This window comes from Hornefia butyriciproducens, assembly GCF_009695915.1.
In the GTDB taxonomy this organism is placed as follows: Bacteria; Bacillota; Clostridia; order Peptostreptococcales; family Anaerovoracaceae; genus Aminicella; species Aminicella butyriciproducens.
On the sequence record NZ_VUMZ01000018.1, the window covers coordinates 1 to 11,757 of the forward strand.

The window sequence follows — 11,757 nt, forward strand, 5'->3', positions numbered from 1 at the left end:
ATCATCCTGAAATTGTCTCCGCGAATCAGAGCCTGTTCGATGTAGATACGGTCTGACAGTGTCAGATGCTTGTGGTCACTTTTGATATCTTTACTCATAAAAACCTCCTCATTGCGCAGACAGGTGATCATATGTTCATTATATAGTTGTGCAGGAGTAAATTCAGCAATGTGGAAGTTAGTCTTACACAAATGGAATTTAAAAATATATTTAACGGAATTTAAAAATATATTTAACGCTCCGGGTTTTATTATGCTGCTGCGGGAGAGTGACGGGAAATGATGAAATTATCAGGTAATTATTTACCGGGTTGATGCCGCGAAGGGAGTTTATCCTTTACTTTTGAAGGTTCTGAATTATACTGTAATTAAGGAGGTTTTCATTGAGATTAATGTGAGAACGGCACCTCCACCGTTCACGATTGCTGCGGTATTTATCCCCCGTCGGTCTGGCACGCCGACAAACATTATTTAACGTGAGTGCTCAATGGAACAGTCACCTCCGGGTTCCCGGGTGATATTTTTTTCCGAATGCCGGGGAGAGGCGCCTTATATGGAACCGCTCTGAATGCTCCGCACGGAGAGGACGCGGGGCGTTCAGGGCGGCCGGGCACACGCCGGGCGGGTGCCAAATTCAAAGACAGATAACAGGTAGTAAAAGCGGAAGCGAAAAAATAAAATAGGAATGCGCTGATGCCTGCTCAGATACCGGCTGCACTTAGTCTGCGGCCGGTATTTTTTGGTTGGGGAAAGGCCTGACTTTTGATATAATATTATTCAGAACTGCATGTCAGTGCCCACGGCTCGAGTTCCCGACGAACTTTGCCGGAGCGGATAGCATACAGCAGAATATGAGCTCGGTGTTTTGATCATTTAAGCATATTTTGTTGTCGCACAAATATTAAACTGTTGAGTTGAGGAAAGGGACATCAATGAACAAACAGCAGCTTGCGGCGAAAATCTGGGAGTCCGCAAACCGTATGCGATCCAAGATTGAGGCCAACGAGTATAAGGATTATATCCTCGGGTTTATTTTTTATAAATATCTTTCGGATAAAGAGGAGCAGTGGCTTCTGTCGGAGGAATATGCACCGGAGGATATCAGAGAATATGTAAATGAAGAAAATGAGGAAACTGTCAGAAGCACGCAGAGAAACCTCGGTTATTTTATCGGGTACAAAGATTTGTTCTCCACATGGATTCAGATGGGAGCCGACTTTTCCGTAGATAATGTCCGTGTCGCGCTGTCGTCCTTTACCAGACTGATTTCCGCGTCGCACAAAAAAGTGTTCGAGGGGATATTCAACACGCTGGAGACAGGGCTTTCAAAGCTTGGAGACACATCGAAATCACAGACGAAGGCTGTGAGTGATCTGATCCGGCTGATCAATGAAATTCCAATGCACGGAAAACAGGATTATGACGTTCTGGGATTTATCTATGAGTATCTGATCAGTAATTTTGCGGCAAATGCAGGGAAGAAAGCAGGAGAATTCTACACGCCTCACGAGGTATCACTGCTCATGTCAGAAATTGTGGCGGATCATCTGAAGGGGAGGAGCGAAATCAAGATCTATGACCCGACGAGCGGCTCGGGTTCCCTTCTGATCAACATCGGTCAGACAACCGCAAAGTATATGGAGGATTCAAACCGGATTCGATATTACGCGCAGGAACTAAAATCGAACACCTACAATCTGACTCGCATGAACCTTGTGATGCGGGGAATCCTGCCGGATAATATTGTGACGAGAAACGGAGATACATTAGAGGAAGACTGGCCTTATTTCGACGAGTCTGACCCTGCTGGAACGTACGATCCTCTCTATGTGGATGCAGTCGTGTCCAATCCGCCGTACTCGCAGAGATGGGAGCCGGGCGGCAAGGAGAATGATCCGCGTTATTCGCGTTATGGCCTGGCACCTAAGGCGAAGGCAGATTACGCTTTTCTGCTGCATGATCTGTATCATCTCATGCCGGATGGGATCATGACAATCGTGCTTCCCCATGGAGTCCTCTTCCGCGGCGGGGAGGAAGGGAAAATCAGAAAGAATCTGATTGAACAGAACAATATTGATACGATCATCGGACTCCCGGCCAATATCTTCTTTGGTACGGGCATACCCACGATTGTTATGGTTCTTCGTCAAAAGCGGGAGAACACAGATGTGCTTATCATCGACGCCTCGAGGGGCTTTGTGAAGGAAGGAAAAAATAATAAGCTGCGTGCTTCCGATATCCGCCGAATCGCAGACACAGTGAGATACAGAAGAAATACGCCGAGGTACTCGAGGACGGTGAGCCTCGGGGAGATACGGCAGAATGATTACAATCTGAATATTCCCCGATATGTAGATTCTTCTGAAGCAGGGGAGAACTATGACCTGTACGCGTCAATGTTCGGCGGAATTCCTCTTCATGAGCTGGACACGCTTGAGGAATACTGGGGAATATTTCCTTCATTGAAATCCGAACTTTTCGAGGGGAACGGGGAATACGTCACGCTGAAGGCGGCAGATGTCAGAGCTGCGATTCGCGGAAATACGGATGTGCAGAAATTCAGAGATAATTTCAGGAACAGCTTTGCCGATTTCGGAGATCGACTGGACGATGTCTTGATTGACCGTGCGGAAGAACTGTCGATCCCGAAGACGGAAGAAGAGATTTCCGCAGACATCTTCCGGCGTTTTGAAAACGTCCCGCTTCTGGATCCTTACCGGGCATATGAAAAATTCGAAAATCATTATGAGGAAATCTCCGGCGATCTGGAACTGATCCGCATGGAGGGGATGGCGACTGTTCGCAAAGTTGATCCGAATATGGTGATCAAGAAACAGAAGGGAAAAGAGGCGGAGGTTCAAGATGGCTGGAAAGGTCATGTCCTTCCATTTGATCTCGTACAGAGGGTGTGTCTCCACGAGGAACTTTCTTCAGTGAGAACTATGGAGGAGCGGCTTTCTGCGATTCCGGGAGAACTGGAGGAACAACTGGAGCGTTTGAGCGAGGAGGACAAAGTTCTTGCCGGAGATGCCCTGAATGATACGAATGATGGTTTTGTGGCAGGCAAAGTAAAGGGCGTGCTTAAGGAACTGAAGGAAGATCCTGCGGAAAATAAAGAGATTATCGCGACACTCTCAGACGCAGAGGCGCTGCTGAAAGAAGGAAAGGAACTCAAAAAGGAAATCAAGAAGGCGGGGGAGACACTGCATCTGAAGACAAAGGAAACAATAGAGTCGCTGCCGGACGATGAAGTGCGCAAGCTTCTGCACGAGAAGTGGACGGCACCGATATGCGATGGAATCTGCGACCTTCCGGAAAATCTTCTGAATGAATTTACAAAGGATATTGAGGCGATGGCTGAAAAGTACGCTGTCACCCTGAATGATATCGAAAAGGAAATCCGTGAAACGGAGGCGTCCCTGGTGTCCATGCTGTCAGAACTGACCGGATCGGAAGCCGACATGAAAGGGATACGGGAGCTTCAGAAACTCCTGGGAGGTGAAGCAAATGCCTGAAAGAAAAACGCCTCAGGTCCGGTTCAAGGGATTCACAGATACTTGGGAACAGCGTAAGCTGGGGGAAGTGTTTGAAGAATACTCAGAAAAAGGGCACCCAGAACTTCCTGCGCTTACGATCATTCAAGGTGGCGGAACAATTCGCCGCGATGAATCAGACCGAAATCTTCAGTACGATAAGGCGAGCCTTGCAAACTATAAAATGGTAAATGATGGGGACTTTATTGTTCATCTTCGGTCTTTTGAAGGTGGACTCGAAAAGGCCACAACCCTTGGTGTTATTAGTCCTGCGTATCATACATTTCATGGAGAAGGTACTGATTCCCGATTCTATTATTCGTATTTCAGATCGCCAAAATTCATAGATCATGATCTGAAACCACATGTTTATGGAATACGTGATGGACGTAGTATTGATATCGAGGGGATGAGAACCATCGATATTCCGTGGACAAGTTTTGCAGAGCAGAAAGCAATTGGTGACTATATTAATGCTCTCGACCACCTTATCACCCTTCATCAGCGAGAGGGTGAAAGGCTTCAGATGATAAAAAAATCCATGCTTGAAAATTGCTTTCCGAAAAATGGTGAAAAGGTACCGCGGTTTCGTTTTGCCGGATTTACTGGCGATTGGGAACAGCGTAAGTTGGGAGCTTTGATGGATGTTGGGTCAGTGAAACGGGTACATCAGTCAGATTGGCGAGACTCTGGAGTACGATTTTTAAGGGCAAGAGATGTCGTTGCTGATTTTAATAACGAAGAGCCGGATGATTATTTGTATATAGATCAAAAAATGTATGAAGAGTATTCTGCTCAATCGGGAAAAGTTCAGCAAGGAGATTTGCTTGTTACAGGTGTAGGGACTATCGGTATTCCGATGCTCATAAAGTCTGAAAAACCGCTATATTTCAAGGATGGCAATATCATATGGTTTAAAAATAAGAATGCTATTGATGGACAGTTTTTCTATTATTCTTTCATATCAAAAGGCATACAAGATTTTATTAAAGAATCAGCGGGGACCGGTACAGTTGGCACGTACACTATTGATAGCGGGAAGAAAACGCCAATAAACTTGCCGACAAGTATAGAGGAGCAAAAGGAAATCGGAATCTACTTCAAAAACATCGACCACCTCATCACCCTTCATCAGAGTAAGTTGAAGATGTTGAAAAAAATAAAGGAATCTATGCTCGGGAAGATGCTGGTTTAGGAGGAATTTTGAAAATGGAGAAATTGATTTTGTTTCACGGAACTCCTGACGAAATAGTGGTGCCTGAATATGGAAAGGGACAAGAGAAACACGATTATGGGAAGGGATTTTACCTGACTGAAAGCGTTGAACTGGCTAGGGAATGGGCAGTTTGCCGGCCGGATGAGGTAAACGGCTGGGTTCATAAATACGAGCTTGATACGGAGGGTCTGAAAATTATGGATTTCCAGCAGAAGGGGGTGCTCACCTGGCTTGCTGAACTGATGAAGCACAGAGCCGCTGACGATTCCAGGCGATACCGTATGCTTGCAGGAAAGTTTATCGAAAAGTATGGTACAGATACAGATGAATATGATGTGATCAGAGGATGGAGAGCCAACGCCTCGTATTTCTATATTGCAAAGGAGTTCGTTCGGGATAATATTGATATGGAAATCCTGGAGGAACTGCTTTCACTGGGCAGTCTGGGAATTCAGTATTGCATCAAGACGGAGCTTGCGTATTCCCGCCTGCATGAAGTTGAAGATGGAATAATTCCGGTTCCGTATTCTGAATTCAATGAGAAGTATAACCTTCGGGATGCTGCGGCGAGAAAGAAGATGAGGGAACTGGTGGATTCTGATGCAAATAAAGTAACAAAGGTTTTCAGCACGCTTTTTGAGGAGAGATAGTTATGAGAGCATATCCGGAAGCATATTTGAATGATGTGGTAGAAAATCAGGGGAAACTGTTCGACTACGTGGCGCAGTCTTATCCCGATATGGACACAGAAGATTTTATTAAGAATTATATGGCGGGTAAAACAAGAAAAAGCATCGATGAGGCACAGGCTTATGTAAATACGATGAGTGCCAGAGAATTGTGGGAGTATTTTCAGGAAACGGAGCATTATTCTCTGAAACCCGGCAGGGCACTTGACGGATTTATGCCCGATTGGATTGGCGAATTTTATGCTTACTACCAGTGGTATTACAACATTCCGAGTCGTGAAGTACTGCAAAGAATCCCTCTGGATTTTCTGGAAAAGGCATATTTCGGACTGCATGATTTGGAACTCGATTTGGCGGTGCAGAAGGTCGGTAAAGCAGGATGAATATTATATGTTTTCATAATCCGGATGAAGAAAACGGATATCTGAGCAACTGGTATCTGTCGCAGTTTTCCGTTGAGGAAATCACTTTTTCGTCCATGGAACAGTACATGATGTATAAAAAAGCCGTTTGCTTTCAGGACTACGATACAGCAGACCGGATTCTTGAGACGGAGGACGTTTCCCAAATAAAGAAGCTGGGACGTAAGGTATCGAATTACGATGAAAATTACTGGAACGGAGTACGGCAGATTGTTGTTTACCGAGGACTGTTGGAGAAATTCGGGCAGAATGATGAACTGAAAAAACTCTTGTTGGAAACAGGGGACTCGGTTTTGGCAGAATGCGCGGTAAAGGACAGAATCTGGGGAATCGGACTGTCGATGACAGATCCCGATAGACTAGACAGGGCCTGCTGGAAGGGGCAGAATCTGCTTGGGTATGCGCTGATGATGGTGCGGGAAACCCTTGCAATGTCATGATGCTTGGGAACAGCGTAAGCTGGGAGACTTCTGCGAGATGTTCAATGGTGACAGGGGAATCAATTATCCGAAAGATTCGGATATGGTTCAAGCCGGAATCCCATTTGTAAATGCTGGGGACCTACAAGAAGGAAAGGTGAACCTTGCTACAGCAAATAAAATCACAAGGGAGAAATTTGACCAGCTCGGAGGAGCAAAAATCAAACGCGGCGATATCTTGTATTGCCTTCGCGGAACCCTTGGAAAAAACGCATTTGTAGACAATTTTGATGAAGGTACTGTGGCATCTTCACTTGTTGATATAAGACCTAAAAATGTTGATGCACAATACTTGTTTACGGTGCTGAATTCTGACATCGAATATCGGCAGAGAATACTCTGTGATGAGGGTGCAGCTCAACCAAATTTATCTGCAAGAAACTTAGCAAATTTTGATATTCCGGTTCCAAAGATTGCAGAACAAGTAAAAATCGGAAGGTATTTTGAAAGCCTTTCAAACATCATCACCCTTCATCAGCGTAAGGAATACGGACTGAAAACATACGAGAACAGGAGTATACATTATGGAACATTTTGACAGAGAAGCGGATTTTGAGAAAGCTCTCATTGCAGCTCTGCAGAGATACGGTTGGGAGAAGACTGTAATCATGAACCCGACGGAGAAGGATCTGCTGCGGAACTGGGCGGACATTCTCTTTGAAAACAACCGTGAGATAGATCGCCTGAATAACTGTCCCCTTGTGCAGGAGGAGATGGAGGAACTGCTGGAGCAGATGCGTGAACTGCGCACGCCCCTTGCCCTCAACGGTTTTATTAACGGGAAGACGGTGTCCATCACCAGAAAAAATCCGGACGATGCCCTTCATTACGGCAAGGAAGTGAGCCTGAAAATCTATGACCGTATGGAAATTGCTGCGGGGCAGAGCCGTTATCAGATTGTGGAACAGCCGATTTTTCCGAGACATGAGAAGGTGCTGCAGGATCGCCGGGGCGATCTGATGCTGCTGATCAACGGTATGCCGGTTTTCCACATCGAATTAAAGAAGTCCGGCGTTCCGGTGACGGAGGCGGTGAACCAGATTGAGAAATATGCGCATGAGGGTGTGTTTACCGGACTGTTTTCGCTGGTACAGATTTTTGTTGCAATGAATCCGGAGGAGACGCTTTACTTTGCTAATCCGGGACCGGATGGCAGGTTCAATCCCGACTTCTTTTTTCACTGGGCGGATCTGAATAATGATCCGATTAACGACTGGAAAATCGTGGCTGAACGTCTGCTGTCCATTCCTATGGCTCACCAGATGATCGGATTTTATACGGTGGCGGATGATGCGGATGGAGTGCTGAAGGTTATGCGCAGCTACCAGTATTACGCAGCCAACAAAATTTCAGACAAAGTGATGAAGAACAATTGGAAGGAGGGAAATCAGCACGGCGGATATGTCTGGCATACGACAGGATCAGGAAAGACAATGACCTCTTTCAAATCCGCCCAGCTGATCGCGAATTCCAATGATGCGGATAAAGTGATCTTTCTGATGGATCGCATTGAACTCGGAACCCAGTCGCTGAAGGAGTACCGGGCCTTTGCCGATAATGCAGATGATGTACAGGAAACAGAAGATACTGTAACGCTTATTTCCAAGCTGAAAAGCGCTGATCCCAAGGATACACTGATTGTTTCATCTATTCAGAAGATGAGCAATATCAAGGAAGATGCGGCAGGAAAAATGCGGGCAAAGGATCTGGAGGATATGCAGGGAAAACGTCTGGTCTTTATCCTTGATGAATGTCACCGGTCTACATTCGGAGAAATGCTGTCCACAATTAAAGCGACATTCCCGAATGCACTTTTCTTCGGATTTACCGGTACGCCGGTGTTCCGCGAGAATGAGAAGACGATGAGCACCACAGCGGATGTTTTTGGGGATGAGCTTCACCGATACAGCATTGCAGATGGAATCAGGGACAGGAATGTGCTTGGTTTTGATCCGACGATGGTGATGGTGTACAGGGACAAAGATCTGCGGAAAAGAGTCGCACTGAGAGAAGCCGATGCGCAGACGGAGGAGGAAGCAATCCGTGATCCCGGAAAGAGCAGGAAATATTATCACTTTATGAATGCGGCAGAGGTTCCGATGGCCGGAAAGCGACAGAGCGACGGTACCTGGCAGAAAGGAATTGAAGACTATATCGGGAAAGAGGCGTGGCAGACAGACGAGTATCAGAACGCGGTTGTAGACGATATCGTGGAGAACTGGCTGACATTGAGCCATGACGGAAAGTTCCACGCAATCTTTGCGACGGGAAGCATCCCGGAGGCGATTCGCTATTACAGGAAATTCCGGGAAAAGTGTCCGGAACTCAGGGTGACTGCGCTGTTTGATCCGACGATTGACAATCAGGGCGGAAGCCGCTCTCTGGAAAGGGAAGACGGTCTGAAGGAAATGCTGGAGGACTACAATCGGTTATACGAACAGAGTTTTGACATTGGAGGATACTCCAGATTCAAGAAGGATGTTTCTGCACGCCTCGCACATAAGAAGCCCTATGACCGTGTGCGTCAGGACGGACAGCTGGACATTCTGATTGTTGTGAACCAGATGCTGACAGGCTTTGATTCCAAGTGGGTGAATACTTTGTACCTTGATAAAGTGCTGGTTTATCAGAATCTGATCCAGGCTTTTTCCAGAACAAACCGGCTGTTTAACATCAATGAAAAACCGTTTGGCTCGATTCGATATTATCGTCTTCCGCATACGATGAAGAGAAATATAGAATCAGCTGTGCAGTTATATTCCGGAGATCGGCCGCAGGGACTGTTTGCCGACCATCTGCCGGACAATATCCGACATATGAACGAGAAGTTCCTGGATATGATTAACCTGTTTAAAAGTGCGGGTGTTCCGGATATTGACAGACTGCCGGCGGAGCTCCCTGAAAAAGCCAGATTCGCCAAACTGTTCCGGGAATTTTCCACCTACATGCAGGCGGCGAAAATCCAGGGATTCAGATGGATGCAGACCGAATATTCTTCGCGGATTGATCCGGAGGATGAATCGGAGGAAGAAATCATACTGCTTCTTCCGACGGAGGAGCAGTATGAGATTTTGCTTCAGCGTTATAAGGAGCTGCGAACCGAGAGGGAGGGCGGCGAGGAACCGGACGGCGTTACATTTACGATTGATCCGTACCTCACAGAGCAGAACACCGGGATGATCGACAACGATTATATGAATTCCCGTTTTGATAAGTGGAAAAAACAGCTGAATGATCCGGATGTGAAGCCGGAGGTGAGGGAAGAGACCCTTGCTGAGCTTCATAAATGTTTTGCATTCCTTTCGCAGGAGGAGCAGCGATATGCCAACCTCTTTCTTCATGATGTGGAGACCGGAGACGTCAGACTCAGTGAGGGGAAAACTTTCCGTGAATATATTGTTGAGTATGCGGCAGATGAAAAGAAAAATCAGATTCGGCAGATCTCTTCATGCCTCGGCTGTTCAGAAGAAAAACTTTCGGAGATGATGGAGTCGCATGTCACAAAGGAAAATCTGAATGAATACGGGCGGTTCAGCGCATTGAAGGCAACGATTGTAAAAGATACCGCGCAGGAATATTTTACAAAACTGGACGGAAAAAAACCTCCGCGATTCCGGGTGAACAGCCGGGCGGAGGAGCTTCTGGAGAAATTTATTCTTTCCGGAGGAATCGACATTCCGGTACCGGACGAAGAAACGGAGGAAAAGAACGGATAAGGCAGAGTCGGGAACTTCATCGGCGCAGGAAGGAGACCACTATGCCAAATGACAGCAAGCCGACAGATTTGTTAAAGGATTATTATGAACGCTGGGTATCCGTTTACAAAGAAGGAGCAATCAGAGACGTTACCCTGAACAAATACCATATGAGTCTTTCCTGGCTGACAAAGCTCGCACCTGATCTGCGCCTGTGCGATGTGACGAGGATTGCGTATCAGCAGATCATCAATGATTATGCGAGAGAGCATGAACGTCAGACAACGATGGATTTCCACCATCAGCTGAAGGGCGCAATTCTCGATGCAGTGGATGAAGGCCTCATTCCGCGGGATCCCACAAGGAAGGTCATTATCAAAGGAAGAACGCCGTCTCTGAAGAAAAGCAAATACTTGAACCAGTTCGAGCTGCATACGCTTTTGAAAAGTCTGACGCTCGGTAACGAAGTAAGCTGGGACTGGTTCATTCTGCTTGTTGCAAAAACGGGAATGCGTTTTTCAGAGGCGCTTGCGGTTACGCCGGATGACTTTGATTTCGCACACCAGACGATATCGGTCAGTAAGACCTGGAATTATAAAGAAGGAGGCGGATTTTCCCCGACAAAAAATAAGTCTTCTGTGCGAAAAATCCAGATTGACTGGCAGGTTGTAATGCAGTTCGCCGCACTTGTGAAAGATCTGCCGCCTGACAGACCGATCTTTGTTACAAAGGAGAATGTCTATAATTCCACGGTGAATGATATTCTGGAGCGATATTGCAGAGCTTTGGCAATTCCGGTAATATCTGTGCATGGCCTGCGGCATACTCATGCGTCAATTCTTTTGTTCGCCGGAGTTTCTGTTGCCAGCGTTGCAAGGCGTCTCGGCCATGCCAGCATGACGACGACGCAGAAAACCTACCTGCATATCATTCAGGAACTTGAGAATCAGGATGTTGATCTCGTCATGAGATCCCTCTCCAATCTCGTATAAACCGCAACAAGTAAATGCACCGCGCTGATGAAGGACTCGACAATTCTGCGGCTTTGTGTATACTGGAAGTAACAGGAACCACACCGGAAAATGAGGAGGAACTGAAATGATAAGGAGATGCAGACGGTCGGACAGGGAACCCTGGTGCCGGCTTAACAAAGAATTCATGTCGTATGAATACGAAGACGAAAATCTATGGGAAAACCCGCTGGAAAAGGGGGACCCGGGCGAAATTTTCGACGCTGTCATGGACAGTGGTCAATCACCCAACCGGTTGTACATCATCGAGGAGGAGAGCGAAGTAGTTGGCTTTGTTAACGCGGTAGCCTTTACGAGCATATGGGCTCACGGCGAAGTGCTGTTCATCGACGACCTGTTCATTACGGAGCGATGCAGAAACAGAGGCTATGGAGGGAAGGCGCTGAGAGAGCTGGAGGATCTGGTGAACAAAGAAGGGTTCAGACGTGTGCAGCTCCTGGCGGAGGATACGAATCCCGGCGCAGTCTCATTTTACGAAAGAGAAGAATACCGGAGACAGAGAATCAATCTGTTCTGCAAATATCTGTGAGCAGCTCGAACCAGGGACGGAAAAATTCTGTCCGCTCGCTTGAATGAAAAGGTAACTTCCACATTTAAGAGAAAAACGACCGGCAGAGGCTGGTTTCATAAAATCAGGTATAGGAATCAGGCCTGAAATGCTGTAAAATTCAATTAGCCAATACGGGTTCATTG

Annotated in this window: 9 protein-coding genes; all 9 read left to right on the forward strand. The window is 46.6% G+C overall.

Features of this window, described 5'->3' with window-relative positions:
- Positions 1–931: 931 nt before the first annotated feature.
- The 9 genes from FYJ64_RS11090 (at position 932) to FYJ64_RS11130 (ending at position 11,593) form a co-directional block, all read left to right on the forward strand.
- Complete coding sequence (locus FYJ64_RS11090) at positions 932–3,514, forward strand: type I restriction-modification system subunit M (protein ID WP_154575190.1); 2,583 nt, start codon at positions 932–934, stop codon at positions 3,512–3,514.
- Positions 3,507–4,727 carry a restriction endonuclease subunit S gene (locus FYJ64_RS11450; protein WP_206045664.1) on the forward strand — a complete coding sequence of 407 codons (1,221 nt, stop codon included), beginning with the start codon at positions 3,507–3,509 and terminating at the stop codon, positions 4,725–4,727. Before FYJ64_RS11090 ends, FYJ64_RS11450 begins: the two co-directional genes overlap by 8 nt.
- A gap of 14 nt (positions 4,728–4,741) precedes the next feature.
- On the forward strand, positions 4,742–5,398 hold the full coding sequence (locus FYJ64_RS11100; protein WP_154575191.1) for a DUF3990 domain-containing protein: 657 nt from the start codon (positions 4,742–4,744) through the stop codon (positions 5,396–5,398).
- 2 nt (positions 5,399–5,400) lie between these two features.
- Positions 5,401–5,820, forward strand: coding sequence for a hypothetical protein (locus tag FYJ64_RS11105; RefSeq protein ID WP_154575192.1), 420 nt, complete (start codon positions 5,401–5,403; stop codon positions 5,818–5,820).
- Positions 5,817–6,299 (forward strand): NADAR family protein, encoded by a 483-nt coding sequence (locus tag FYJ64_RS11110; protein ID WP_154575193.1) that lies wholly within the window; start codon positions 5,817–5,819, stop codon positions 6,297–6,299. Before FYJ64_RS11105 ends, FYJ64_RS11110 begins: the two co-directional genes overlap by 4 nt.
- Positions 6,286–6,876: a restriction endonuclease subunit S gene (locus FYJ64_RS11115; protein WP_268891425.1), complete on the forward strand. Its 591-nt coding sequence runs from the start codon at positions 6,286–6,288 to the stop codon at positions 6,874–6,876. Before FYJ64_RS11110 ends, FYJ64_RS11115 begins: the two co-directional genes overlap by 14 nt.
- Complete coding sequence (locus FYJ64_RS11120; protein WP_154575195.1) at positions 6,863–10,054, forward strand: type I restriction endonuclease subunit R; 3,192 nt, start codon at positions 6,863–6,865, stop codon at positions 10,052–10,054. Before FYJ64_RS11115 ends, FYJ64_RS11120 begins: the two co-directional genes overlap by 14 nt.
- Positions 10,055–10,095: 41 nt before the next feature.
- Positions 10,096–11,025, forward strand: coding sequence for a site-specific integrase (locus FYJ64_RS11125; RefSeq protein ID WP_154575196.1), 930 nt, complete (start codon positions 10,096–10,098; stop codon positions 11,023–11,025).
- A 106-nt stretch (positions 11,026–11,131) separates the two neighbouring features.
- Complete coding sequence (locus tag FYJ64_RS11130) at positions 11,132–11,593, forward strand: GNAT family N-acetyltransferase (RefSeq protein WP_154575197.1); 462 nt, start codon at positions 11,132–11,134, stop codon at positions 11,591–11,593.
- Positions 11,594–11,757: the final 164 nt, after the last annotated feature.

What these genes read in the sequence shown, in the direction of transcription:
- FYJ64_RS11120 (WP_154575195.1), top strand. Translation starts at nt 6,863, where the DNA reads ATGGAACATTTTGACAGAGAAGCGGATTTTGAGAAAGCTCTCATTGCA.
- FYJ64_RS11450 (WP_206045664.1), top strand. Translation starts at nt 3,507, where the DNA reads ATGCCTGAAAGAAAAACGCCTCAGGTCCGGTTCAAGGGATTCACAGAT.
- FYJ64_RS11090 (WP_154575190.1), top strand. Translation starts at nt 932, where the DNA reads ATGAACAAACAGCAGCTTGCGGCGAAAATCTGGGAGTCCGCAAACCGT.
- FYJ64_RS11110 (WP_154575193.1), top strand. Translation starts at nt 5,817, where the DNA reads ATGAATATTATATGTTTTCATAATCCGGATGAAGAAAACGGATATCTG.
- FYJ64_RS11125 (WP_154575196.1), top strand. Translation starts at nt 10,096, where the DNA reads ATGCCAAATGACAGCAAGCCGACAGATTTGTTAAAGGATTATTATGAA.
- FYJ64_RS11100 (WP_154575191.1), top strand. Translation starts at nt 4,742, where the DNA reads ATGGAGAAATTGATTTTGTTTCACGGAACTCCTGACGAAATAGTGGTG.
- FYJ64_RS11105 (WP_154575192.1), top strand. Translation starts at nt 5,401, where the DNA reads ATGAGAGCATATCCGGAAGCATATTTGAATGATGTGGTAGAAAATCAG.
- FYJ64_RS11130 (WP_154575197.1), top strand. Translation starts at nt 11,132, where the DNA reads ATGATAAGGAGATGCAGACGGTCGGACAGGGAACCCTGGTGCCGGCTT.